Genomic DNA, 25,929 nt, shown 5'->3' with positions numbered 1-25,929 from the left:
GCCTCAGAAGCGCCAGATCACATCGACGAAGGCGCGGTGCATGTACGAGTCCGCTTCCTTGCCGTAGGCATCGCCCGGCTTGAACACGCCAGCACGCAGGCGCACCAGGGCAGATGGCTCGTCGATGGCCTGGCTCATCGAAGCCGGCAGCAGGCCTTGCTTGAAGTACTTGGTCACGACCACGTCCATTTCCTGGCCAAGGTCTTTTTCGCCGTCGACCAGCGGGCGGTTCACACCGTTGTCGTTGACCACTGCGTTGATGCCGCTGGAACCGATGTTCTGGTTGCCATCGACACGCCAGAACTTGTGGTAGATGAAGCTGGCGTCGTAGTCGTCGCGCAGCTGCCAGGAGGCGAACAGGGTGGCCGCCTGCAGGTTGCCCAGCTCGCCACGGAAGGCTTCACCGAAGCGGTGCACGCGCGAACGGGTACCGGTGTAGTTGGAGCGGTTGCTCTCGAGGCCGGTCTGCTCGTAGTTGCTCGAACCGTCGTCGCCACCACCGCCGCTGCCACGGGCATAGGCCGCACCGACCTGCCATTGCGGGTCGAGGCGCAGGCGGATGCCGAGGTCGGTGGCCCAGGCGTTGACATCACCGCTCTGCTTGCCGGTGGCCACGGTGTCGTCACCGACGACCTGGCTGCTGAGGGTGTCGCGATCACCGGTCAGCCAGGTGACGCTGCCCCAGTAGTTGACGGTGTGGTCGTTGCGCCAGTTGTAGGCGTCGCTGTTGGCTTCCAGGCCCAGCCAGGTGAGGTCGCCGGTGCGGGTCTTGTCCAGCGCATCGACGGTTTCGCCCGGGTTCTTCAGGCTGCCGCCGTCGTGGGTGTGGTGGGCGCGTACGCCGACCCAGTGGCCAGGGGTCCACTGCGTGGCGACGTTGCCGTAGAGGTGCGTGCGGTCCTTGTCTTCCGGGGCCAGCTCGGTGAGGTCGGTGCGGTATTCGCTGAAGCGTTGGGCCACGCCCAGATCGGCCTTGAGCAGGGTGGTGTCGAAGGTCCAGTTCAGCGCTTCGATGTTGGTGTCACGCCACATGCCATCGTCGCTGCGCAGGCGCTGGCGACCGAAACGCAGCTGCTCGCCAGGGTAGGCGGTCAGGCCGCTGTAGCCGACCCAGAATTCGCGCATGGCCAGGTAGCTCTTGTCCTGCTCACGGCCATCGGCGGCGGTATCGGTGGTGGTGCCGTCGTCGTTCTGGCGCAGGGTGTCGGTTTCGATGGTGTCGGTCGCGGTGACGGCCTGGCCCATGGCATAGGCGCTCCAGTTGCCACGCTCGCCATATACCCAAGGGCGCAGATCAAGACCGAGGCCGTTGACGTCGCCGCCGGAGCGGGTGCCCAGGTCACGGTCGTCTTCCGACTGGCCGGTGATTTTCACATCCAGGCCGAAGTTCTTTTCAGCGGTCATTTCCGCCAGGGTCGGGCAGGACCACAGCAGGGCGAAGCTCAGGCCGATGCCAGCTTTCACGAAGGGATTGAGCGTCATAGCGAGTCCTCACCGGTTACTTCTTTTTCGTCGTCTTGCAGGGCTTCGATGGCCAGGGTGCTGTTGGCGCCCTGGCTCATGCTGCCGCGCGCCTGCTTTTCTTGTGCCAGCAGTTGCTGGGCCTGGCTGCGCTGGTCAGGCGTAAGTTGCTGGTCGAGTTGCTGCAGCAATTCAGCGGACTGCGGCGACGGGTTGGCCTGGGCCAGCTGGGCGAATACCCAGGCGTTGCCCGGTTGCGGGCGAATGCCGTGGCCTTCGCTGAACAGCTGGGCCAGGGCATAGTCGGCGCTGTTCTGCCCACCACGGGCGGCGGCCAGCAGGTGGTCGACGGCCTTTTGTGGCTCGACGTTGCCCAGGTAGCCGCGGCGGTACAGCTGGCCCAGGTAGTAATGGGCGCTGACTTCGCCGGCGTCGGCGGCAGCCTGCAGGTGTTGTTCGGCTTTGGCCGCGTCCGCAGGCACGGTCTTGCCTTCGTAGTACAGGCGGCCCAGCAACAGTTCGGCGCGTGGCTGTTCGGCTTCGCGGCCCTTGTCGATGTAGGCCATCAGCTGGTCGGTATCGCCCAGCTCGGGGAAGTCGTACATCAGTTGCGCCAGGCTGACCCAGGACGCCGGGTTGGCCGGGGCTACCTGCTCGAGCAGGTCCTTGGCGGTTTTCTCGTCGGTCTGGCCGAGGCTGCGGTCAGCCAGTACCCGGGCAACGCTGTCGACCCGGGTGGCCGGTACTGCGCCACGGGCGTAGGCAGCCTTGAGCTGGCCGAGCAGGGCAGCCTGCTGGTCGGCCTGGCCGCGCTTCTGGTACACGGTGGCCAGTTCGACGTAGCAGATGTCGGTGGTGTTCAGCGCGGCCTTGCAAATTTTCTCCACTTCGCCCAGGTGCTGGTCGTAGGTGCCCTGGGTGCGGTACAGCAGCACCTGGGCCAGGCCCGCTTCCGGGTTGCCGGCGGCGCGCCACTGGTCGATCTGCTGCTGCGCGTTGACCTTGGGGAAGCTCTGCGGGTAGCTCAGGTAGAGCATTGCCAGCGGGATCAGGGTGTTGCTTTCGCCCTGCTTGGCGGCTTGCTTGAGCAGGGTTTCGGCTTCTTCGCGCTCGGCCTGGGTGCTGTCGGGCTTGGACACCAGCAGGCGGCCAAGGCGCGCCTGGGCACGCGGCGAAATGGCGGCCGCGGCACGGTAGGTGGCCTCGGCTTCCTTGATTTTCGCCGGATCGCGGGTGGCGACCTTGATGTCGGCCAGGCCCACTTGCGCTTCGCTGTAGCCCAGGTCGGCCAGCGCCTTGTAGTTGCGCTCGGCCAGTGCCGTGTCACCGCGCTTCATGGCTTCGTTGGCCAGGCGCTGGTCGGGCAGGCCCGCACAGCCGGCCAGGGCGATGGCCATGGCCAGGCCACACAAACCAAGGTTCACACGAACTCTGTGGGAGCTGGCTTGCCGGCGATTGGCCAGTGCAGGCGATACATCTGCTGGGCGAGTGCTGCGCACTCGATCGCCGGCAAGCCAGCTCCCACAGGTATCGGGTTGTCTGCTAGTCATAGGCTTGTCCTCTTACAGCCCACGGGCCATGGCTTTGTCGATCAGCCAGTTCAGCGATGGGCCACGGTCGCTGTTGACCGAAGCCGGGCGACCGGCGAGTTCGGCGGGCAGGGCGCTGTCGGGCTTGATCTGCACGCGGATGTCGGCGGCCAGGTCTTCGCTGTTGAGGCTGGCGCTGCTGACGATCTGGCCGGTGCGTACTTCGTCTTCGCCGGCTACCTGGAAGTTGACCCGGGTACCTGGCTTGACCTCGTCGAACTGGCGGTAGGTGAAGCGCGCCTCGATCATCGGGTTGGTGGTGCGCGGGATCAGCTGGAAGATCGGCTGGCCCTTGGCGGCGTACTGGCCGTTGTCCACGAGCTGGCGGGCAACCACGCAATCACACGGGCTGGTGAGGGTGCCGGACAGCTGCTTGCCGAACAGTTCCTCGATCTTCGCCGGCTCCAGCTGTGCGTCTTCCAGGTTGCCCTTGAGCATGTCCAGCATGCTGGTGGTGAAGCTGGCCAGTGGCGCGCCCTTGGCGATCTGCCCACCGCTTTCGACCAGGCTGTTCACGGTGCCGTCGCGCGGCATGGTGACGTTGGTGGTGGGTACCGCGACCACGCCGGCTTCGGCATGGCTGACGAAGTACATGCCGTACAGCGACTTGGCGATGAAACCGAAGGCGGCGACACCGACCACGAACACGCCGAGGGTGACGGTGACCGCCTTGAGGCGGCCGAAGGCGCTAAGGCCGGCACCGCCGTCCTTCTGCTTGCGCGCCTTGGTGAAGTTGTCGCGCTGCAAGGTGCTGAGCACATCGCCGGCAGTGATCAGCTCACCCGACAGGTGCGAGGTGATGATGTGGCGCAGCGTGGCGATATCGCGGGGCTCGAGGTTCTGGAACTGGGCGCCGGTACGGCCACTGCCCGGGTTGTAGGAGCGCACCTGGAACTCGATGTCCATCGACAGGCCGAGGTTGTCGACCGTGAACTGCAGCCGCCCGCGGAGCACGTCGCCAACCGACAGTGGTTGCTTGGTGTGGAAGCTCAGGCCACCGGCGGAGAGGTCGTCGACCTTCACATCGTGGGCCTGGCGCTGAGGGTCGAGGAACCGCAGCTTGGCGGGGATGCGTACCCGGGCATGCTGGCGCTGGGCTTCGGACTCATGCACGACGTTGACGTTCACGGCGGTATTCATGTGGTTTGTTCCTGTTAGTTCCGATCCGGGTTGGGCTCACACGACCATGAACAGCACAGCAACGAAGATGCTGGCAGCCGAGAAGGTCATGGTCCGCGAGGACCAGGTGTTGAACCATTGTTGAAAGCTGGCGAGGTCACGCTTGAGGGCAGTGGGCTGACGCGTCCAGGACTGCTTGTCGAGGCGGAAGAACACGTAGATCTTCATCAGCGCGCCGATGATCTGGTTGTAATAGAGAATCAGCGGGTAGGCCGGGCCTACGTTGTGGCCGGAGCACAGCAGCATGATGGTGAGGATCAGGCGGGTGATGCCGATCCACAGCAGGTACACCAGCAGGAAGCCCAGGCCGAACTTGAGGCTGGCGATCACCGCCACGGTCAGGCCCAGCAGGCTGGTCCACATCGACACGCGCTGGTCGAACAGCACGATGCTGGTGAACAGCCCCAGGCGGCGCAGGCCCAGGCCAAGCGCGCGGGAGTTCTGCCGCAGGTTGTTGCCGTACCAGCGGTACATCAGCTTGCGGCTGGCCTTGAGGAAGCTCTTCTCCGGCGGGTGCTCGACCGTGTTGATGGCGGCGTCCGGCACGTAGAAGGTGTCGTAGCCCAGGCGCATCAGGCTGAACCAGCTGGACTTGTCGTCACCGGTGAGGAACTTGAAGCGGCCCAGGCGCCAGTGCATCAGCGAGTCGCTTTCGACGTCGGCGATGAACTCGGGGTTGGTCACCACGCTGGCGCGGAACATCGACATGCGCCCGGTCATGGTCAGCACGCGCTTGGACAGGGCCATCGAGCACATGTTGATGTGGCGCTGGGCAAAGCGCAGCTTGTGCCACTCGCTCATGATGTAGCCGCCACGCACTTCGCAGAACTCGTTGGTGGTCAAGCCGCCGACATTGGGGAACAGCTTGAACCACGGCACGGTCTTGCGTACCACGCCATCGCCCAGCACGGTGTCGCCGTCGATCACCGCCACCACGGCGTTCTCGTCCGGCAGCATGCGCGAAATCGCACGGAAACCGTAGGCCAGGCCGTCGCGCTTGCCGGTACCGGCGATGCGCACGATGTCCAGCTTCACGTGGGCTGGCGGGTTGTATTTGGCCCACAGGCTTTTCACCAGCAGTTCGTCCGACATCTCCACCAGCGAGCAGACCACGGTGGTGGGGAAGCCACAGTTGATCGCCTCGCGGATCACCGAGCTGTACACCTGGGCGGTGGTGAGTGCTTCGATGCGGAAGCTGGTCACCATCAGGTACACGTGGGACGGGTCGGCGTCCTTGCCCATCTTCTGCACCTTGCGGCGCAGGTGCGGGTACACACCGTAGAGGAAGATCATGCCGCGGATGAAATGGGTGGCGCCCATGGAATAGCGCCAGATGCCGACTGCGCCGACCAGGAAGATGAAGTGCTTCGACTGCGAGTCGAAGATATCGGCTGGCAGGGCCAGGGCGATCAGCATGAGCAGACTCATGTAGAGCAGCCAACCGGCGCACTGCAACAGCACTGTCTGGATCCTTTGCATGTTCAGCATCCGTCGAGAATTCGGGAAAAGGTGGGCAGCGGGGGTGGGGAGGCCCCCGCTGCCCGGCCAGCACTTACCAGCAGATGCCTTCGGTACGGCTGGTGGCGCAGGTCGGTTTGCTCATGAAGCCGACCAGGTCGATCACGTGCTTGCCGGCCGGCGCTTGCTGGGCCAGTGCACGGAACTGCTCGTCACGGTTGCCCAGGACGATGATGTCGGCGTTGTCGATCACCTTCTGGAAGTCGGCGTTGAGCAGCGACGACACGTGCGGGATCTTCGACTCGATGTAGTCCTTGTTGGCGCCGTGGACGCGGGCGTACTGGACGTTCTCGTCGTAGATGTCCAGCTGGTAGCCCTTGCCGATCAGGCGTTCGGCCAGTTCCACCAGCGGGCTTTCACGCAGGTCGTCGGTGCCGGCCTTGAAGCTCAGGCCGAGCAGGGCGACCTTGCGCTTGTCGTGGGCTTCGATCAGCTCGAAGGCGTTCTGCACCTGCGATTCGTTGCTGCGCATCAGCGAGTCGAGCAGCGGTGCGCGTACATCGAGGCTGGCGGCGCGATAGGTGAGGGCGCGTACGTCCTTGGGCAGGCACGAGCCGCCGAACGCGAAGCCAGGGCGCATGTAGTACTGGGACAGGTTCAGCACTTTGTCCTGGCAGACCACGTCCATCACGTCACGGCCATCCACGCCTACGGCCTTGGCAATGTTGCCGATCTCGTTGGCGAAGGTGACCTTGGTGGCGTGCCACACGTTGCAGGTGTACTTGATCATCTCGGCCACTTCGATCGGCTTGCGGATGATCGGGGCGTCGAGCTCTTCGTACAGGGCCTGCAGGATGTCGCCGCTGGCGGTGTCCAGTTCGCCGATGACGGTCATCGGTGGCTGGTCGTAGTCCTTGATCGCGGTGCTTTCACGCAGGAATTCCGGGTTGACCGCAACGCCGAAGTCGACGCCGGCTTTCTTGCCCGAGCAGTCTTCGAGGATCGGGATCACCACGTTCTTCACGGTGCCCGGCAGCACGGTGCTGCGTACCACGATGGTGTGGCGGCGCTCGCTGTCACGCAGCACGTAGCCGATTTCGCGGCACACCGACTCGATGTACTCGAGGCCCAGGTCGCCGTTCTTCTTGCTTGGGGTACCCACGCAGATCATCGATACGTCGCTGGCACGGATGGCTTCGGCGAAATCGGTAGTACCGCGCAGGCGGCCGTTGGCGATGCCCTGTTGCAGCAGTGCTTCCAGGCCAGGTTCGACGATGGGCGACTTGCCCTGATTGATCAGGTCGATCTTGGTGCTGGACACGTCCACACCGATCACTTCATGGCCTCGCGCCGTCAGGCAGCCTGCACAGACCGCACCCACATAACCCAAACCAAAGATGCTGATACGCATCGCTATCACCTCATGTGTTTATCACGTCGGCACCTCCGGGGAGAGCCGGACTGGGTTGATTAACAACAGTTTTCGGGCGCACGGATCCATGGCGAAATGCACACTTCGCCGAGCGCAGGCAAAATAAATCCGGAGCGCAAAAAGTTATGCACTCAAATGTGGCAGTAAAAAGCCATTAATTAAAAAACGTGCCCTGGAATGCAGCCGTCTTTATTGCAAGGCGCTACGTGGCGCTTTGCTGTGCTTGTTTTTTCAAGTGGAAAAATCCTTTGAAATCAACCACTAGGACGAATTGAAAGGGACGCGTCTCTCCTGCATGGACAGGGTCTTCGGGGGTTGCCCGTCATACCTGTCGAAGTTGTTGGGGCTGGTAGTGGATACCTGCCGTTGTCATCTGTAAGTCATCTCTCACAGCCCGGGGGCAGGAAAATCGTTACGGCACTATGAGCGATTCGTCGTAGCAGAAGTTCCGGGGTGGGTTCGGCGTGGATGAAAGATTTCTAAATATTTTTTCAGTGGCAGACAATTTCAATCTGATAGCACACGGGTGTTTTGCCCCGATATATAAAGGGCGAAACTGTTGCGAGATATTTTTATGCCAGCATCGAAAAATATTTTGAAAAATTCGTCAAAAAAGCTACGAACGGTCTTATGGCGTTTGTCTATAAGTCGCGGCTTGTCGATTTTTTGGCGTCGGATTTGTGGCGTGATGGCGATATGAAGTGTGCCCTGTTGCAGGGCAAAGGCGGGGAGAAATGTTTTTGCCCATTCGCGGGCACGCCCGCTCCCACAGGTTGGTCACTGACCTTGAATTCAGTGGCATACCTGTGGGAGCGGGCGTGCCCGCGAAAACGGTGCTACAGGCTTACTCGGTGGGATGATCCCGCAGGAACACCAGGTGGTCCGGCTTCGACTGTTCGGCACTATAGTAGTACCCCTGCACATCGAACTGCTTGAGCTGCTCCGGGTCGCTGATGCGCTGCTGGATGACGAAGCGGCTCATCATGCCGCGGGCTTTCTTGGCGTAGAAGCTGATGATCTTGTACTGGCCGTTCTTCAGGTCCTTGAAGTCGACGTTGATCACCTGGGCCTTCAGCGCGCTGCGTTTCACCGCACTGAAATACTCGTTGCTGGCCAGGTTCAGCAGCACGTCATCGCCCTGTTCGGCCAGGGCCTGGTTCAGCCATTCACTGATGCGCGTGCCCCAGAAGGCGTACAGGTCCTTGCCGCGGGCGTTGGCCAGCTTGGTGCCCATTTCCAGACGGTAGGGTTGCATCAGGTCGAGCGGGCGCAGCAGGCCATACAGGCCCGAAAGCATGCGCAAGTGCTGCTGTGCGTAGCTCAAGTCGTCCTCGCCCAGGCTTTCGGCGTCGAGGCCGGTATACACGTCACCTTTGAACGCCAGCAGCGCCTGCTTGGCATTGGCCGGGGTGAAGTCCGGGGTCCAGCTGCCGAAGCGCGCGGCATTCAGGCCGGCGAGCTTGTCGGACAGGTGCATCAGTTCGCTGATCTGCGCCGGCGACAGGTCGCGCAGCTGCTGGATCAGCTCCTGGGAGTCGTCCAGGTACTGGGGCAGGGTGAAACGCTCGGTCACCGGCGGGGTGTCGTAGTCGAGGGTCTTGGCGGGGGAAATCACCGTCAGCATCGGGTCGGCTCCTGGCATCGTTGGCCGGGAATTCTACGGGCTGGGCGGTGCAAGTCCAAACTATGGCGACGATAGTCACAGACCATGGCCGGTGCAGAGGCTATAGTGCGCGTTTCGCCGTTACGGAGCCTTCAACCGTGCGTATTGCCTCTGCCTTGCTGGCCGCTCTGCTGAGCCTGGCCGTGCAAGCCGCCCCTTCACCCCAGGTGAGCCTGGACCGCAGCCTGTGGCCCGAACAGCTGGACAGCCCGGCGTTGTTCGATGTGGCCTCGCGGGCCGAGATCTTCTCGTTCGCCCAGGTGCTGCACGAAAGCGAACTGCTGGACGACGCGGCGCTGGCGGCACGCTTGGGGCTACGTCAAGTCAACCTGCAGAAGGTGCGCCTGGTGCGGGCGCGCATGTGGCAGCGGTTGTGGGAAGGTTATCAACAGGCGCAGCGCAGTTGCGAGCAGGATGCGTCGTTCTGCTACCCGGTGACGTCGATGGCGGAGTTGCGTACGCAAGCGGCGACGTTCGCTGCCGATGTCGGCACTTTCTACACCGATTGGATCGAGCCGAGCCACCAGTTCCATGTGCGTTACCTGGACGAACAACTGCGCAAGGCGGCGTTGCTGCCGCAGACCAGCAGCGAGGTGGAGCGGCTGTCCTCACGCGAGCGCAATGGGGATGAACTGAACGACCGCATGTTCCTGCTGACCTTCGTCGGCGGGCCCGGGCCGGATGGCGGCAGTACCGACCTGCTGGCTGATTACCTGCGCCGGCAAAAGCTTGAAGGCACGTTCTTCGTGCTCGGCAACCGCCTGCAGCAACGCCGCGACGCCGGGGCGGCAGATGCCTTGCGCCAGCTCTATGGCGGGCAGTGCGTGGGGATCCAGGGTTGGGAGTACCGCTCCCATGCGCAGTGGACAGGCTGGCAGGACTCGCTGCGGCGTAGCCAGGCGCGGGTGCAGGCCGACCTGCCGGAGCAGTATGTGCCGTTGTTTCGCCCGCCTTACGGGCAGCGTCGGGCCGATGGCGAGGCGTTCATGGCCAGCCAGCAGTTGCAGGTATCGTTGTGGGACATCGATGCCCAGGATGATGGCGCACTGAGCGCCGAGGCCTCTGCCCAGCGGGTGTTGACCTTGATGCTGCTGTGGCGCAAGGGGGTGATCCAGTTCCATGACAGCCTGCCCAAGGCGCAGCCGGCGGTGGAGTGGTTGTTGCGCAATACGGCGCAGAGCGGGATTGGTTGGGAAGATTGCCAAGCTTATGGCTTGAGGGGGTAGGGGGCCGCAAAGCGCCCCTCAGCAATGCCAGCCTGATTTTTGACTGTAGTCCTCACGCGCCCCCTCGCCAACCCCTGTTCGTCATTTGGAAAAATAAACTTCACCTGCACGTAAAAAGACTTTTTTTAGTCATCATTTTTGCGGTATGAAGAAACCAGACAGCCGATACCTGCAGCACAGGTGGCGTCATCCAGGCCCACCTAGCCAGGTTCGCTTCCCGCCCGTAACAACGCGGATACGGGGACAGCGGCAGTCACTCTGCGGCGTAACAGACCACGCCGTGTGGCTTCGACATAAGGTGACCGAGTATGGATGACCAAGGACGCAACCCTTCCTCCAGCAAGCCTATCCTGTATGTGCTCGATACCAACGTCCTGATTCACGACCCCAACGCGTTACTGAACTTCGAGGAGCACCATGTCGCCATCCCGATGACGGTGCTGGAGGAACTCGACAAGCTCAAGACCGGCAAACAGACCATCGCCGCCGAATGCCGCCAGGCCATTCGGCTGATCGACCAGACCCTTGGTGACGCCTCGCCCAGCGATGTCGAGCAGGGCGTGCCTATCCAGCGTGGCAAGAGCGGGCCCAAGGGCTTCCTGTCCATCCTGATGACTCCGCGCAACGAGCCGAACAAGCTGCTGCCGGAAAACCTCAACGACAACATCATCATCAACCAGTTGCTCGAAGTACGGGCCCGGCGCACCGACCTGGACGTTGTGCTGGTTACCAAAGACATCAACATGCGCCTGAAGGCGCGTGCCTGTGGCATCGCGGCCGAGGACTACAGCACCGACCAGCTGGTCGATGACGTGTCCTTGCTGTCCAAGGGCTACCATTCGGTCACCGGCTCGTTCTGGGACCGGGTGAGCAAGGTCGATACCCGCCAGGAGCGTGGCCGCACCTGGCACCGCGTGCAATTGATCGACAACCTGCCGGCTGTTCACGTCAACGAGTTCATCATCGATGAACAGGGCTTCGTCGGCTGGATCAAGGGTATCCGCAACGATGAGCTGCTATTGCTCGACCTGCACCAGGAACCGCTGCTGCACCAGGAAGCCTGGGGCCTGAAGCCGCGTGACATCCACCAGAGCCTGGCGCTGTTCGCCCTGCTCGACCCGGATATCCACCTGGTCAACCTGACCGGCGCCGCCGGTTCCGGCAAGACCATCCTGGCCCTGGCCGCGGCCATCGAACAGACCATGGTCAGCAAGCGCTACCGGCGCATCATCGCCACCCGCAGCGTGCAGGGGCTGGACCAGGAGATCGGCTTCCTGCCGGGTACCGAGGCCGAGAAGATGGAACCCTGGCTGGGCGCCATCACCGACAACCTCGAAGCCTTGCACATGGATGACGAGAGCACCCATGGCAGCGTCGAGTACATCCTCGAGCGCGTGCCGTTGCAGTTCAAGTCGCTTAACTACATCCGTGGCCGTAGCTTCCAGCAGAGCCTGATCCTGATCGACGAGTGCCAGAACCTGACGCCGCACCAGATGAAAACCATCATCACCCGTGCCGGCTCCGGGTCCAAGGTGGTCTGCCTGGGCAACCTGGCGCAGATCGACACCCCCTACCTGTCCGCGACCAGCTCGGGCCTGACCTACCTGACCGAGCGCTTCAAGGACTTCCCCCATGGCGTGCACATCACCCTGCAGGGCGTGCCACGCTCGGTGCTGGCCGAGTACGCCGAGTCGCATCTGTAACCCTCTCCGCCGGGCGGTTCGCCGCCCGGCCTTTTCGCGGGCACGGTTGACGCACCCCTCTGCTCAAACCTGACTCACAGGTTTACACTGCAAGTTCCCTTCACAGGAGCAGAGCAGTGCTGACACATCTTGATTCCCAGGGGCGGGCCAACATGGTCGACGTCACTGAAAAGGCCGTGACCGAGCGCGAGGCCACCGCCGAGGCGCGGGTGCGCATGTTGCCACAGACCTTGCAGATGATCGTCGACGGTGAACACCCCAAGGGCGACGTGTTCGCCGTGGCGCGCATTGCCGGGATCCAGGCGGCGAAGAAGACCAGCGACCTGATCCCGCTGTGCCACCCGTTGATGCTGACCAGCGTCAAGGTCGAGCTCAGCGCCGAGGGGCAGGACGCCGTGCGTATCTTCGCCCGCTGCAAGCTGGCCGGGCAGACCGGCGTGGAGATGGAGGCGCTGACTGCCGCCAGCGTTGCCGCGCTGACGATCTATGACATGTGCAAGGCTGTGGATAAAGGTATGGTCATCGAGCAGGTGCGCCTGCTGGAAAAACTCGGCGGCAAGAGCGGCCACTACAAGGTGGAGGCGTGATGAAGGTCAAGGTGATGTACTTCGCGCGTTACCGCGAACTGCTGGGCGTGGATGCCGAGCGGGTGGAGGGCGCGTTCACGGTGCTCGACGATGTACGCCAGGCCCTGGTGGCCAAGGGTGGGCAGTACGAAGTGCTGGCCGAGCAGAACCTGATGTGTGCGCGCAACGAAGAACTGTGCAAGCTCGATGAGCCGCTGGAAGAGGGCGATGAAGTGGCATTCTTCCCGCCGGTGACCGGAGGCTGAACATGGCTGTGCGAGTACAGGAGGGCGCGTTCGACCCGGGGGCCGAGACCAATGCCATGCACGCGGCAAATGTCGGCGTGGGCGCGGTGGTCGGTTTTGTCGGCTACGTGCGGGATTTCAACGATGGCCGCGAAGTGGCGGGGATGTTCCTCGAGCACTATCCGGGCATGACCGAAAAGGCCCTGGCCAAGATCGTGGTCGAGGCCGAGCAGCGCTGGCCGTTGCTCAAGGTGGAGGTGCTGCACCGCATCGGTGCGCTGGAACCGGGCGAACCGATCGTGTTCGTCGGTGTGGCCAGTGCCCATCGGCAGGCGGCGTTCGATGCCTGCAACTTCATCATGGACTACCTGAAGACCCGGGCGCCGTTCTGGAAGAAGGAAAATACCCAGGAAGGGGCACGGTGGGTGGAAGGGAAGCAGAGTGACCAGGATGCCGCCGAGCGCTGGTAGACAGGGTATTGATGGCCGGGGCTTTGCCCCGGTTCGCGGGCTTGCCCGCTCCCACAGGTGCTCCACAGTTTCCGAAACCTGTGGAGCACCTGTGGGAGCGGGCAAGCCCGCGAAGAATCCAACACCAATCAGTGATGCTTGCGCGGCACCGGCTTCAGCAGCTCATCCGGTGGCATTTCACACTTGATCTTGCGCCCCAGCAGCTCTTCGATCGCGGGCAGCTGGTACGAGTCATCCTCACCGGCAAAGCTGATCGACACACCACTGGTGCCCGCACGGCCTGTCCGGCCAATGCGGTGCACATAGTCGTCCGGGTCTTCCGGCAGGGTGAAGTTGATCACGTGGCTGATGCCATCGATGTGAATGCCACGCCCCGCCACGTCGGTGGCCACCAGCACGGTGATGCGCCCTTCGCGGAAGTTCTCCAGGGTACGGATACGCTTGTGCTGCGGCACGTCGCCCGACAACTGCGCGGCATTGATGCCGTCGCGCACGAGTTTTTCCTCGATGCGCCGCACTTCGTCCTTGCGGTTGGCGAACACCATCACCCGTTCCCACTTGTTCTGGGTCACCAGGTTGTACAGCAGCTTGTACTTGTCGCTGCCGGCCACCGCATAGACGTGCTGCTCCACCGTTTCGCTGGCAACGTTCTCCGGCTCGATCTCGACGATGGCCGGGTTGGTGGTCCATTGCTTGGCCAGGTTCATCACGTCGTCGGTGAAGGTGGCGGAGAACAGCAGGGTCTGGCGCTCGCTTTTCGGCGGCGTCTGGCGAATGATCTGGCGCACCTGGGGGATGAAACCCATGTCGAGCATGCGGTCGGCTTCGTCCAGCACCATCACCTCGACCATGTCCAGGTGCACCTCGCCGCGCTGGTTGAAGTCCAGCAGGCGGCCCGGAGTGGCCACCAGGATGTCGCAATGGCGCGCTTCCAGGGCCTTGAGCTGCTTGTCGAAGTCCATGCCGCCGACGAAGCTCATCACGTTCAGGCCGGTGTACTTGGTCAGGGCGATGGCATCCTTGGCGATCTGCACCACCAGCTCGCGTGTTGGCGCGATGATCAGTGCGCGTGGCTCGCCCATGTAGCGTTCCTTCGGCGGCGGCGTCTGCTGTAGCTGGGAAATGATCGAGATCAGGAACGCCGCAGTCTTGCCGGTACCGGTCTGGGCGCGGCCGATGGCGTCCTGGCCACGCAGGGTGTAACCCAGCACCTGTGCCTGGATCGGCGTGCAGTACGGGAAGCCCAGGTCGTGGATGGCGTGCATCACCTCGTTGGACAGCTTGAAGTCGTGGAAGCGGGTCTTGCCTTCCTGCGGCTCGACCACGAAGTCTTCCGGTTTCCACAGGCTGGCCTGCGGCTTGGGCTTGCGCTCGCGACGCGGTTTGTCCTTGGCCGGCTTGTCGGCGGCTGGCGTAACGGCGGCAGGCTGTTCGGCCTGTGGCGCTGGGGTGGCGCGTGGGGCGGCCGGTTTTGCCGCAGGCTGGGCCTCGCTGGCGGGTGCGGGCGCAGGCAGCGTCACGCTGGCAGCAGGAGCGACGGCCTGTGGCGCGGCGTCTCCCTTGCCGAAAATTTTCTTGAGTGCCTTGAGCACGATCGTCTCGTCAACTGGTTAAGGAATGTACGCCGGGCAGTGTAAAGCAAGATTCAGGCGCGGCGTAGTGGAATAGCCTTACAACTACAGGCGGCCCTGGCTTATTGCAATTGCTTGCTCAGCCAGTCGTGGATGTCGCTCAACTCTTCCACCACCACTTCATGTTCCATCGGGTATTCGTGCCAGCGAGCGGCGACGCCCCAGGTATTCAGGTACTCGAAGGCGGTGCGGCCCATGGCAGGGATCACCACCGGGTCATGCACGCCGTGCAGGCACAGGGCCGGCGTGCGTTGCTGGCAGGCGCTCAACTGATGCTGGTCGTTGAAGGTTGGGGCGTAGGTGGACAGGGCGATCACGCCACCCAGCGCTTCTTGCCACTTTATATAGGCAGTGTGCAGCACCACCGCGCCGCCCTGGGAGAAACCGGCCAGGAAGATCCGCGACAGGCTGATGCCTTTGGCCTGCTCGGCCTTGATCAGGGCAATGAGCTGCTCGGCCGATTCTTCCAGCTGCGCCTCGTCGATGGCACGGGCCGGGGTCATGGCCTTGATGTCGTACCAGCTGGGCATGGCGTAGCCGCCGTTGATGGTTACCGGGCGGGTTGGAGCCTGGGGCATGACGAAACGGGTGCTGAGCAGGCGCTCCTGCATGAATTCGGCCACTGGTAGGAAGTCGTAACGGTCGGCACCCAGGCCGTGCAACCAGATCACACAGGCATCGGCGGTTTTCTGCGGTTCGAGAATCAGCGGGTTGGTCATGACTGCTCCGAAAGTGTGCGGGTCTTGTTATGGCGTGCGTGAAAAGAAGGCGCTGGAAATGATTGTCGGAAAAAGAATGTCGCAACGATACAACTTTCCCTACTTGACGAGCGCTTAAACGCTACAGCCGTAAATTCTGGTACGCGCTTTGCAATTCAACCAATGATGCAAAGGGCAGGCCGTGACGGTAACACCCTTTGCACGCGAAGGCTGTCACAGAACAGTCCATTGCGCCATTGACCCAATAACAAGCCAATACGGGTCGGATACGCCTCAAAAGGGTGCGGTGCAATTCCGGCTCGATACAACAAGAGCGATTTGGAGGTTGTGAATGAAGATGTTGAAAACCACCCTGGCAGTCCTGACCGCTGCCGCCGCGCTGGGCGCCGTGAGCAACGCCCAGGCCGGCGCCACCCTCGATGCGGTAAAGAAGAAGGGCTTCGTCCAGTGTGGCGTGAGCGACGGTCTTCCAGGCTTCTCGGTACCTGATGCGCAGGGCAAGATCGTTGGTATCGACGCCGACGTGTGCCGCGCCGTGGCCGCCGCCGTGTTTGGCGACGCCAGCAAGGTCAAGTTCAGCCAGCTCAACGCCAAGGAACGCTTCACCGCCCTGCAGTCGGGCGAAGTCGATGTGCTGTCGCGCAACACCACCTGGACCAGCTCGCGTGATGCTGGCATGGGCCTGGTATTCGCCGGTGTTACCTACTATGACGGGGTCGGTTTCCTGGTCAACAAGAAGCTGGGTGTTTCCAGCGCCAAGGAGCTCGATGGCGCGACCATCTGCATCCAGGCGGGTACCACCACTGAGCTGAACGTGTCGGACTTCTTCCGCGCCAATGGCCTGAAATATACCCCGATCACCTTCGACACCTCCGACGAAAGCGCCAAGTCGCTGGAGTCCGGCCGTTGCGACGTGCTGACCTCGGACAAGTCGCAGCTGTTCGCCCAGCGCTCCAAGCTGGCCGCGCCGACCGACTACGTGGTACTGCCGGAAACCATCTCCAAGGAACCGCTGGGCCCAGTGGTGCGCAAAGGCGACGAGGAGTGGTTCAGCATCGTCAAGTGGACCCTGTTCGCCATGCTCAACGCCGAAGAGGCGGGCATCACCTCGAAGAACGTCGAGGCCGAGGCCAAAGGCACCAAGAACCCGGACGTCGCCCGCCTGCTGGGTGCGGACGGCGAGTACGGCAAGGACCTCAAGCTGCCCAAGGACTGGGTAGTGCAGATCGTCAAGCAAGTCGGCAACTATGGCGAAGTGTTCGAGAAGAACCTGGGCCAAGGCACCGACCTGAAGATCGACCGTGGCATGAACGCCCTGTGGAACAACGGCGGCATCCAGTACGCGCCACCTGTGCGCTGATGGCTGCACCCTGCGGCGGCATCCCGCCGCCGCAGGCTGTTCGAATCCCTACTGTCCGGGGCACTTCATGCAAAATCAAATCGGCGCACCCAAGGGCTTGTCCCTTAACGATCCGCGTGTGCGCGCGTGGCTGTTCCAGATTCTCACGATAGTCTTCGTGGTCGGTCTGGGCTGGTATCTGTTCCACAACACGCAAACCAACCTGCAACACCGGGGCATCACCTCGGGCTTCGACTTCCTCGACCGCAGTGCCGGCTTCGGCATCGCCCAGCATCTGATCCCCTACGTGGAATCCGACAGCTATGCCCGAGTGTTCGTCATCGGCCTGCTCAACACCCTGCTGGTGACCTTCATCGGCGTGGTGCTGGCGACCATCCTCGGCTTCATCATCGGTGTGGCGCGGTTGTCGCCGAACTGGATGATCAACAAGCTGGCGACCGTGTATGTGGAAACCTTCCGCAACATTCCGCCGTTGTTGCAGATCCTGTTCTGGTACTTTGCCGTGTTCCTGACCCTGCCGGGACCGCGGGGCAGCATCAATATCGACGACACCTTCTTCATCAGCAACCGTGGCCTGAACATGCCCGGCGCGTCCATGGCCGAAGGCTTCTGGCCGTTTGTCGTGGCCCTGGCCCTGGCGCTGCTGGCCATCGTGGCGATGGTGCGCTTTGCCAACAAGCGCTTCGACGAGACCGGCGTGCCGTTCCACAAGTTCTGGGTGGGGCTGGCGCTGTTCATCGCCATTCCGGGCGTTTGTGCACTGCTGTTCGGCAGCCCGGTGCACTGGGAAGTGCCGCAATTGAAAGGATTCAACTTCGTCGGTGGCTGGGTACTGATCCCCGAGCTGCTGGCGCTGACCCTGGCGTTGACCATCTACACCGCTGCGTTCATCGCCGAGATCGTGCGCTCCGGTATCCGTTCGGTCAGCCATGGCCAGACCGAGGCCGCGCGCTCGCTGGGCCTGCGCGAGGGGCCGACCCTGCGCAAGGTGATCATCCCCCAGGCACTGCGGGTGATCATTCCGCCGCTGACCAGCCAGTACCTGAACCTGGCGAAGAACTCGTCGCTGGCGGCCGGTATCGGCTACCCGGAGATGGTCTCGCTGTTCGCCGGTACCGTGCTCAACCAGACCGGCCAGGCAATCGAGGTGATCGCCATCACCATGAGTGTCTATCTCGCCATCAGCATCAGCATTTCGCTGCTGATGAACTGGTACAACAAGCGCATTGCGCTGATCGAGCGGTGAGGATACGCCCGTGAATGCCCATGTTTTCAAACCCGACATGCCGCCACCGGTGAAAACCGTCGGCGTGCTCGCATGGATGCGTGCCAATCTGTTCTCCAGCTGGCTCAACACGCTGCTGACCCTGTTCGCCATCTACCTGGTGTGGCTGATCGTGCCACCGTTGCTGCAGTGGGCGTTGCTTGACGCCAACTGGGTCGGCACCACCCGCGCCGACTGCACCAAGGAGGGCGCCTGCTGGGTGTTCGTGCAGCAGCGCTTCGGCCAGTTCATGTATGGCTACTACCCGGCCGAGTTGCGCTGGCGCGTGGACCTGACCGTGTGGCTTGCCGTGCTTGGCGCCGCGCCGCTGTTCATCAAGCGTTTCCCGCGCAAGGCCTTCTACGGCCTGGGCTTCCTGGTGCTGTACCCGCTGCTGGCCTACGCCCTGCTGCACGGGGGCGTGCTGGGCCTGGAAAACGTGCCGACAAGCCAGTGGGGCGGGCTGATGCTGACCCTGGTGATCGCCACCGTGGGCATTGTCGGCGCATTGCCGCTGGGCATCCTGCTGGCCCTGGGGCGGCGCTCGAAGATGCCGGCGGTGAAGGTGGTGTGCGTGACCTTCATCGAGTTCTGGCGCGGCGTGCCACTGATCACCGTGCTGTTCATGTCATCGGTGATGCTGCCGTTGTTCCTGCCTGAGGGCATGAGCTTCGACAAGCTGCTGCGGGCGATGATCGGCGTGATCCTGTTCCAGTCGGCGTACATCGCCGAGGTGGTGCGTGGTGGCCTGCAGGCCATCCCCAAGGGCCAGTACGAAGCTGCCGCTGCAATGGGCCTGGGCTACTGGCGGGCGATGGGCCTGGTGATTCTGCCGCAGGCGCTCAAGCTGGTGATTCCCGGCATCGTCAACACCTTCATTGCCCTGTTCAAGGACACCAGCCTGGTGATCATCATCGGCCTGTTCGACCTGCTGAACAGCGTCAAGCAAGCCGCCGCCGACCCGGCCTGGCTGGGCATGGCTACCGAGGGCTACGTGTTCGCCGCCCTGGTGTTCTGGATTTTCTGTTTCGGTATGTCCCGCTACTCCATGCACCTGGAGCGCAAGCTGGACACTGGCCACAAGCGTTAGGAGTTTCGAAATGAGTGAAGCGATCAAGCAGCCTGCCGGCCCCGAAGGCATCATCCAGATGCAGGGCGTGAACAAGTGGTACGGCCAGTTCCATGTGCTCAAGGACATCAACCTGAACGTGCGCCAGGGCGAGCGCATCGTGCTGTGCGGGCCGTCCGGCTCGGGCAAGTCCACTACCATCCGTTGCCTCAACCGCCTGGAAGAGCACCAGCAGGGGCGCATCGTGGTCGATGGTGTGGAGCTGACCAACGACCTCAAGCAGATCGAGGCCATCCGCCGCGAAGTGGGCATGGTGTTCCAGCACTTCAACCTGTTCCCGCACCTGAGCATCCTGGAAAACTGCACCCTGGCGCCGATGTGGGTGCGCAAGATGCCGCGGCGCAAGGCCGAGGAAATCGCCATGCACTACCTGGAGCGGGTGCGTATTCCGGAGCAGGCGCACAAGTACCCGGGGCAGTTGTCCGGTGGCCAGCAGCAGCGTGTGGCGATTGCCCGCGCCTTGTGCATGAAGCCGAAGATCATGCTGTTCGACGAACCGACCTCGGCGCTGGACCCGGAAATGGTCAAGGAAGTGCTCGATACCATGGTGGGCCTGGCCGAGGATGGCATGACCATGCTCTGCGTGACCCACGAGATGGGCTTTGCCCGGACCGTGGCGAACCGGGTGATCTTCATGGACAAGGGCGAGATCGTCGAGCAGGCGGCGCCGGATGACTTCTTCGACCGGCCACGCAGTGACCGAACCAAGTTGTTCCTGAGCCAGATCCTGCATTGATGCTGTAGGGGCCCCTTCGCGGGCACGCCCGCTCCCACAGGTACTGCACAGGGCTTGAGGCCGGTGTTATCACTGTGGGAGCGGGCGTGCCCGCGAAGAGCCGCAAAGCGGCCCCGTATTTTACTTCTCTTCCTTGGCGACTGCCGGCGCCGGTGGCGGCCGCAGCCCCACCTCGGCGATCAGCTTCAACTGCTGCCCATTGCGCATCACCTCGATGGTGATCTTCTCGTTGGGCTTGATCCGCGCCACCTGGTTCATCGACTTGCGCCCGTCACCGGCCGGCTCGCCGTTGATGCTCAGGATCACGTCACCCAGCTGCAACCCGGCCTTTGCCGCCGGCCCTTCGCGGAAGATACCCGCCACCACGATGCCCGGGCGGTCCTTCATGCCGTACGATTCGGCCAGTTCCTGGCTCAGCGGCTGTACTTCGATGCCCAGCCAGCCACGGATCACCTGGCCGTGCTCGATGATCGACTTCATCACCTCCAGTGCCAGTTTCACCGGGATGGCGAAGCCGATGCCCTGTGAACCGCCGGATTTGGAGAAGATCGCCGTGTTGATGCCGATCAGGTTGCCGTTGGCATCTACCAGCGCACCGCCGGAGTTGCCCGGGTTGATTGCGGCGTCGGTCTGGATGAAGTCTTCGTAGTTGTTCAGGCCCAGCTGGTTGCGGCCAGTGGCGCTGATGATGCCCATGGTCACGGTCTGGCCGACCCCGAACGGGTTGCCGATAGCCAGCGACACGTCGCCGATGTGAATGTTGTCGGAGCGGCCGATGGTGATCGCCGGCAGGCTCTTCAGGTCGATCTTCAGCACCGCCAGGTCGGTTTCCGGGTCGCTGCCGATCACCCGGGCCAGGGTCTCGCGGCCATCCTTCAGGGCCACGACGATCTGGTCGGCACCGCTGGTGACGTGGTTGTTGGTCAGCAGGTAGCCCTCGGGGCTCATGATCACCGCCGAGCCCAGGCTCGACTCCCAGCGGCGCTGCTTGGGCAGGTTGTCGCCGAAGAAGCGGCGGAACTGCGGGTCTTCGAACAACGGGTGGGCGCTCTTGTTCACCACCTTGGTGGTGTACAGGTTGACCACCGTCGGGGCGGCCAGGGTCACGGCGTCCGCGTAGGATACCGGGCCCTGCATGATCCGCGAGGTCTGCGGCGCCTGTTGCAGGTTGACGTCCTGACTGGGCAGGCCGACCCATTCCGGAAAGCGCTGGATGATCAGCATGGCGATCAGTACGCCGGTAAGCAGGGGCCAGCCAAAATAACGCAAAGCCTTGAGCATGAATGAATCCTGGAAAGGGCCGGGGACGGTGACCGTGCGATGGGGCATGAGCGCGCGCGATCATACACCGGTTCCCCCAGTGCCGGCGACGGCCCATAATGGCCGGCATTATACGGGCGTTGCATAGGCGTTGTGCCCGAGAAAAACGCAGATTTCGAGGAGATTTTCATGGCCGTCGCTCTGAACACCCTGGTCGAGGAAGCCGAGCGTTACCTGGGCAGCGCGAAGATCCAGGATTATTGCCCCAACGGCCTGCAGGTCGAAGGCCGGCCGCAGGTCAGCCGCATCGTCAGCGGCGTTACCGCCAGCCAGGCGCTGCTGGATGCGGCGGTCGAGGCCGAGGCCGACCTGGTGCTGGTGCACCATGGCTACTTCTGGAAGGGCGAGAACCCGTGCGTCACCGGTATCCGGCAGCGCCGGCTGAAGACCCTGTTGAACAACGACATCAGCCTGCTGGCGTTCCACCTGCCGCTGGATGTGCACCCGGAGGTGGGCAACAACGTGCAACTGGCGCGGCAGCTGGACATTACTGTCGAAGGGCCGCTGGACCCGGAGAACCCCAAGGTAGTCGGCATGGTCGGCTCGCTGGCCGAGCCGATGACCGCCCGCGACTTCGCCCGGCGGGTGCGGGAGGTGCTGGGGCGTGAGCCTTTGCTGGTCGAAGGTGAGCAGATGATCCGCCGGGTCGGCTGGTGCACCGGGGGCGGGCAGGGCTACATCGACACGGCGATCGCGGCCGGGGTGGACCTGTACCTGACCGGTGAGGCGTCGGAGCAGACCTACCATAGTGCCCGCGAGAATGGCGTCAGCTTCATTGCCGCCGGGCACCATGCCACCGAGCGGTATGGGGTACAGGCGCTGGGTGATTACCTGGCGCGGCGCTTTGCCGTGGAGCACCTGTTCATCGATTGCCCGAACCCTATCTGATATTCGCGGGCGCGCCCGCTCCCACAAGGACTCCGCTGCACCTGTGGGAGCGGGCGTGCCCGCGAAGGGCCGCAGAGCTGCCCCAATTCCAGCCCAAACCCCCAGTCATATCGTTAGACTTTTTCGATCTAGCCAGCCTCCTAAATAGAAGCAGCCGCTGTGATAAAGTGGCTCGCTCGAACACGGCCCGCAGGCCGTCCATAAGATCGTTTTTCGTGAGTAGCCATGGTCGACAAACTGACGCACTTGAAACAGCTGGAGGCGGAGAGCATCCACATCATCCGCGAGGTGGCCGCCGAGTTCGACAACCCGGTGATGCTGTACTCGATCGGCAAGGATTCCGCCGTGATGCTGCACCTGGCGCGCAAGGCCTTCTTCCCGGGCAAGCTGCCGTTCCCGGTGATGCACGTCGACACCCAGTGGAAATTCCAGGAGATGTACAGCTTCCGCGACAAGATGGTCGAGGAAATGGGCCTGGAGCTGATCACCCACGTCAACCCCGAGGGTGTGGCGCAGGGCATCAACCCGTTCACCCATGGCAGCTCCAAGCACACCGACATCATGAAGACCCAGGGCCTGAAGCAGGCGCTGGACAAGCATGGTTTCGACGCCGCCTTCGGTGGTGCGCGCCGCGACGAAGAGAAATCGCGGGCCAAGGAGCGCGTGTACTCGTTCCGTGACAGCAAGCACCGCTGGGATCCGAAGAACCAGCGCCCGGAACTGTGGAACGTGTACAACGGCAAGGTCAACAAGGGCGAGTCGATCCGCGTCTTCCCGCTGTCGAACTGGACCGAGCTGGACATCTGGCAGTACATCTACCTCGAAGGCATCCCGATCGTGCCGCTGTACTTCGCCGCCGAGCGTGAAGTCATCGAGAAGAACGGCACCCTGATCATGATCGACGACGAGCGCATCCTCGAACATCTCACCGATGAAGAGAAAGCGCGCATCGTCAAGAAGAAGGTGCGTTTCCGTACCCTCGGCTGCTACCCGTTGACGGGTGCTGTCGAGTCGGAAGCCGAGACCCTGACGGACATCATCCAGGAAATGCTCCTGACCCGTACGTCCGAACGCCAGGGCCGTGTCATCGACCACGATGGCGCCGGTTCCATGGAAGACAAGAAACGCCAAGGCTACTTCTAATTTCAGGGTTACTCCATGTCGCACCAATCTGATCTGATCAGCGAGGACATCCTCGCCTACCTGGCCCAGCACGAGCGCAAGGAACTGCTGCGCTTCCTGACCTGCGGCAACGTCGACGACGGCAAGAGCACCCTGATCGGGCGCCTGCTGCACGACTCGAAGATGATCTACGAGGACCACCTCGAGGCCATCACCCGTGATTCGAAGAAAGTCGGCACCACCGGCGAGGAAGTCGACCTGGCACTGCTGGTCGACGGCCTGCAGGCCGAGCGCGAGCAGGGCATCACCATCGATGTCGCCTACCGCTACTTCTCCACCGCCAAGCGCAAGTTCATCATTGCCGACACCCCGGGCCACGAGCAGTACACCCGCAACATGGCTACCGGCGCGTCCACCTGCGACCTGGCGATCATCCTGGTCGACGCCCGCTACGGCGTGCAGACCCAGACCCGCCGCCACAGCTATATTGCCTCGTTGCTGGGCATCAAGCACATCGTCGTCGCGGTCAACAAGATGGACCTCAAGGGCTTCGATCAGGGCGTCTTCGAGTCGATCAAGGCCGATTACCTGAAGTTCGCCGAAGCCATCAACCTGACCCCGAGCAGCCTGCATTTCGTGCCGATGTCGGCGCTCAAGGGCGACAACGTGGTCAACCACAGCGAGCGTTCGCCGTGGTACGCCGGCCCGACGCTGATGGAAATCCTCGAAACCGTAGAAGTGTCGGCCGACCGCAACTTCACCGACCTGCGCTTCCCGGTGCAGTACGTCAACCGTCCGAACCTGAACTTCCGTGGCTTCGCCGGCACCATCGCCAGCGGCGTGGTGCACAAGGGCGACGAAATCGTCGTGCTGCCATCGGGCAAGAGCAGCCGCGTCAAGTCCATCGTCACCTACGAAGGCGAGCTGGAAAACGCAGGCCCTGGCCAGGCCGTGACCCTGACCATGGAAGACGAGATCGACATCTCCCGTGGCGACCTGCTGGTGCATGCCGACAACGTCCCGCCGGTCACCGACCAGTTCGACGCCATGCTGGTGTGGATGGCCGAGGAGCCGATGCTCCCGGGCAAGAAATACGACATCAAGCGCGCCACCAGCTACGTGCCGGGCTCGATTGCCAGCATCACCCACAAGGTCGATGTGAACACCCTGGAGCAGGGCGCTGCCAGCGCGCTGCAGCTGAACGAGATCGGCCGCGTCAAGGTGTCCCTGGACGCTTCGATCGCCCTGGACGGTTACGACAGCAACCGCACCACCGGTGCGTTCATCGTCATCGACCGCCTGACCAACGGCACCGTCGGCGCCGGCATGATCATCGCCCCGCCAGTCCTGCCGCACGGCAGCACCGGCCATCATGGCAAGCTGTGCCATGTGGCCACCGAAGAGCGCGCCCTGCGCTTCGGCCAGCAGCCTGCGACCGTGCTGTTCAGTGGCCTGTCCGGCGCTGGCAAGAGCACCCTGGCCTACGCCGTGGAGCGCAAGCTGTTCGACATGGGCCGTGCGGTGTACGTGCTCGACGGCCAGAACCTGCGCCACGACCTGAACAAGGGCCTGCCACAGGACCGCGCTGGCCGTACCGAAAACTGGCGCCGCGCCGCCCACGTGGCGCGCCAGTTCAACGAAGCCGGCCTGCTGACCCTGGCCGCGTTCGTGGCCCCGGATGCCGAAGGCCGCGAACAGGCCAAGGCGTTGATCGGCAAGGAGCGCCTGGTAACCGTTTACGTCCAGGCCTCGCCGCTGGCCTGCCGTGAGCGTGACCCGCAAGGCTTGTACGCTGCAGGTGGCGACAACATCCCGGGCGAAAGCTTCCCGTACGATGTGCCGCTGGACGCCGACCTTGTGATCGACACCCAGGCCACCAGCGTGGACGAGGGCGTGAAACAGGTGCTGGACGTGCTGCGTCAGCGCGGTGCGATCTAAGCGCCAGGCTGCAAGAAAAACCCCGCTTCGGCGGGGTTTTTTGTTTCTATGCCCGCCATACATGCGCGGGTCTCCTGTGGGAGCGGCCTTGTGTCGCGAAAGGGCTGCACAGCAGCCCCCGGGTCTCAGCACTGATGCACAAATTGCTGGGGCTGCTGCGCAGCCCTTTCGCGACACAAGGCCGCTCCCACAAAGGATTGCGTGAGCTTTGGATTTTGAGCAAGGCAGTTGTTCCCGCATGGACTGTGCATGTCGTTCAGATGTGTTTTTCCGATACCGGTATCACCCGCCGCTCCTTCACTGCCTTGTAGGAAAAACTCGAGTAGATCTCCTTCACCCCCGGCAACCGCTGCAGCACTTCCCGGGTGAACTCGCCAAACGACTCCAGATCCCGCGCCAGGATCTCCAGCAAGAAGTCGTAGCGCCCGGAGATGTTGTGGCAGGCGACAATCTCGGGAATTTCCATCAGCCGCTGCTCGAACGCCAGCGCCATGTCCTTGGTGTGCGAGTCCATCATGATGCTGACGAACGCGGTCACGCCAAACCCCAGCGACTTGGGCGAGAGGATGGCCTGGTAGCCGGTGATGTAGCCGTTGTCCTCCAGCAACTTGACCCGCCGCCAGCATGGCGAGGTGGTCAGCGCTACCTGGTCGGCAAGTTCGGCAACGGTGAGGCGGGCGTTGTCCTGCAGGGCAGCGAGCAAGGCGCGGTCGGTGCGGTCGAGGCTTGAAGGCATGTTTTGCCCTCCTGGTCCGGTAATTATTGTTTTTGTTCCAACGAGCACACGGATGCGTGGGCCATTTTGGAAAAAATCGGGCAGCTCGGTGGCA

Annotated in this window: 22 protein-coding genes; 12 read left to right on the top strand and 10 right to left on the bottom strand. The window is 62.9% G+C overall.

The window, feature by feature from the left end; genetic code table 11:
- Positions 1-3: 3 nt before the first annotated feature.
- The 6 genes from B2790_RS13305 to yaaA form a co-directional block, all read right to left on the bottom strand.
- On the bottom strand, positions 4-1,482 hold the full coding sequence (locus B2790_RS13305) for an alginate export family protein (protein ID WP_274078288.1): 1,479 nt from the start codon (positions 1,480-1,482) through the stop codon (positions 4-6).
- The gene (gene algK / locus B2790_RS13300; RefSeq protein ID WP_286919003.1) at positions 1,479-2,858 is read right to left on the bottom strand and encodes an alginate biosynthesis TPR repeat lipoprotein AlgK; all 1,380 of its coding nucleotides are present in this window, start codon (positions 2,856-2,858) and stop codon (positions 1,479-1,481) included. Before algK ends, B2790_RS13305 begins: the two co-directional genes overlap by 4 nt.
- Positions 2,859-3,023: 165 nt before the next feature.
- Positions 3,024-4,190, bottom strand: coding sequence for an alginate biosynthesis protein Alg44 (locus B2790_RS13295; RefSeq protein WP_025340581.1), 1,167 nt, complete (start codon positions 4,188-4,190; stop codon positions 3,024-3,026).
- 36 nt (positions 4,191-4,226) lie between these two features.
- The gene (locus B2790_RS13290) at positions 4,227-5,708 is read right to left on the bottom strand and encodes a glycosyltransferase family 2 protein (protein ID WP_084785351.1); all 1,482 of its coding nucleotides are present in this window, start codon (positions 5,706-5,708) and stop codon (positions 4,227-4,229) included.
- Between the two features lie 73 nt (positions 5,709-5,781).
- Positions 5,782-7,098 carry a nucleotide sugar dehydrogenase gene (locus B2790_RS13285; RefSeq protein WP_085592165.1) on the bottom strand — a complete coding sequence of 439 codons (1,317 nt, stop codon included), beginning with the start codon at positions 7,096-7,098 and terminating at the stop codon, positions 5,782-5,784.
- A gap of 865 nt (positions 7,099-7,963) precedes the next feature.
- Complete coding sequence (yaaA, locus tag B2790_RS13280) at positions 7,964-8,743, bottom strand: peroxide stress protein YaaA (protein ID WP_274120360.1); 780 nt, start codon at positions 8,741-8,743, stop codon at positions 7,964-7,966.
- A 137-nt stretch (positions 8,744-8,880) separates the two neighbouring features.
- On the opposite strand from yaaA, the gene B2790_RS13275 reads away from it, so the two are divergent.
- From B2790_RS13275 to moaE, 5 genes are all read left to right on the top strand, one after another.
- Positions 8,881-10,008 (top strand): polysaccharide deacetylase family protein, encoded by a 1,128-nt coding sequence (locus B2790_RS13275; protein WP_274120361.1) that lies wholly within the window; start codon positions 8,881-8,883, stop codon positions 10,006-10,008.
- A 308-nt stretch (positions 10,009-10,316) separates the two neighbouring features.
- Entirely contained in the window at positions 10,317-11,711 is a 1,395-nt protein-coding gene (locus tag B2790_RS13270; protein ID WP_013974146.1) for a PhoH family protein, read from the top strand.
- 116 nt (positions 11,712-11,827) lie between these two features.
- Entirely contained in the window at positions 11,828-12,298 is a 471-nt protein-coding gene (moaC, locus tag B2790_RS13265) for a cyclic pyranopterin monophosphate synthase MoaC (protein ID WP_286918966.1), read from the top strand.
- Complete coding sequence (gene moaD / locus B2790_RS13260) at positions 12,298-12,543, top strand: molybdopterin converting factor subunit 1 (protein WP_025340576.1); 246 nt, start codon at positions 12,298-12,300, stop codon at positions 12,541-12,543. Before moaC ends, moaD begins: the two co-directional genes overlap by 1 nt.
- Positions 12,544-12,545: 2 nt before the next feature.
- A complete protein-coding gene (moaE, locus tag B2790_RS13255) occupies positions 12,546-12,992 on the top strand; it encodes a molybdopterin synthase catalytic subunit MoaE (protein ID WP_013974144.1) in 447 nt (148 codons plus the stop codon).
- A 128-nt stretch (positions 12,993-13,120) separates the two neighbouring features.
- On the opposite strand, the gene rhlB is transcribed toward moaE, so the two are convergent.
- Together rhlB and B2790_RS13245 are read right to left on the bottom strand one after the other, a co-directional pair.
- Complete coding sequence (gene rhlB, locus B2790_RS13250) at positions 13,121-14,584, bottom strand: ATP-dependent RNA helicase RhlB (protein WP_025340574.1); 1,464 nt, start codon at positions 14,582-14,584, stop codon at positions 13,121-13,123.
- A 101-nt stretch (positions 14,585-14,685) separates the two neighbouring features.
- Positions 14,686-15,342, bottom strand: a complete 657-nt coding sequence (locus B2790_RS13245; RefSeq protein ID WP_046616497.1) for an alpha/beta hydrolase — start codon at positions 15,340-15,342, stop codon at positions 14,686-14,688.
- Positions 15,343-15,673: 331 nt separating this feature from the next.
- Here B2790_RS13245 and B2790_RS13240 point away from each other — a divergent pair, with 331 nt between their 5' ends.
- The 4 genes from B2790_RS13240 (at position 15,674) to B2790_RS13225 (ending at position 19,831) form a co-directional block, all read left to right on the top strand.
- Positions 15,674-16,702, top strand: a complete 1,029-nt coding sequence (locus tag B2790_RS13240) for an amino acid ABC transporter substrate-binding protein (protein WP_085614304.1) — start codon at positions 15,674-15,676, stop codon at positions 16,700-16,702.
- Positions 16,703-16,769: 67 nt separating this feature from the next.
- A complete protein-coding gene (locus B2790_RS13235) occupies positions 16,770-17,948 on the top strand; it encodes an amino acid ABC transporter permease (RefSeq protein ID WP_085692186.1) in 1,179 nt (392 codons plus the stop codon).
- Between the two features lie 10 nt (positions 17,949-17,958).
- Entirely contained in the window at positions 17,959-19,056 is a 1,098-nt protein-coding gene (locus B2790_RS13230) for an amino acid ABC transporter permease (RefSeq protein WP_025340571.1), read from the top strand.
- Between the two features lie 10 nt (positions 19,057-19,066).
- A complete protein-coding gene (locus tag B2790_RS13225; protein ID WP_003251792.1) occupies positions 19,067-19,831 on the top strand; it encodes an amino acid ABC transporter ATP-binding protein in 765 nt (254 codons plus the stop codon).
- A gap of 120 nt (positions 19,832-19,951) precedes the next feature.
- Here the strand turns inward: B2790_RS13225 and algW are convergent, their stop codons facing one another.
- Positions 19,952-21,112: a Do family serine endopeptidase AlgW gene (algW, locus tag B2790_RS13220; protein WP_286918965.1), complete on the bottom strand. Its 1,161-nt coding sequence runs from the start codon at positions 21,110-21,112 to the stop codon at positions 19,952-19,954.
- A gap of 168 nt (positions 21,113-21,280) precedes the next feature.
- Here algW and B2790_RS13215 point away from each other — a divergent pair, with 168 nt between their 5' ends.
- The 3 genes from B2790_RS13215 to cysN all read left to right on the top strand — a co-directional run bounded on the left by B2790_RS13215 (position 21,281) and on the right by cysN (position 25,099).
- Positions 21,281-22,039, top strand: coding sequence for a Nif3-like dinuclear metal center hexameric protein (locus tag B2790_RS13215; RefSeq protein WP_137162375.1), 759 nt, complete (start codon positions 21,281-21,283; stop codon positions 22,037-22,039).
- A gap of 225 nt (positions 22,040-22,264) precedes the next feature.
- Positions 22,265-23,182, top strand: a complete 918-nt coding sequence (gene cysD, locus B2790_RS13210; protein ID WP_013974136.1) for a sulfate adenylyltransferase subunit CysD — start codon at positions 22,265-22,267, stop codon at positions 23,180-23,182.
- Between the two features lie 15 nt (positions 23,183-23,197).
- Complete coding sequence (gene cysN / locus B2790_RS13205) at positions 23,198-25,099, top strand: sulfate adenylyltransferase subunit CysN (protein ID WP_025340568.1); 1,902 nt, start codon at positions 23,198-23,200, stop codon at positions 25,097-25,099.
- A gap of 256 nt (positions 25,100-25,355) precedes the next feature.
- Here the strand turns inward: cysN and B2790_RS13200 are convergent, their stop codons facing one another.
- A complete protein-coding gene (locus B2790_RS13200; protein WP_016498026.1) occupies positions 25,356-25,835 on the bottom strand; it encodes an Lrp/AsnC family transcriptional regulator in 480 nt (159 codons plus the stop codon).
- Positions 25,836-25,929 lie beyond the last annotated feature (94 nt).

Source organism: Pseudomonas sp. UBA6753, assembly GCF_002453565.1.
Lineage (GTDB): Bacteria > Pseudomonadota > Gammaproteobacteria > Pseudomonadales > Pseudomonadaceae > Aquipseudomonas > Aquipseudomonas putida_Z.
This window is presented reverse-complemented; position numbering and strand designations above follow the sequence as displayed.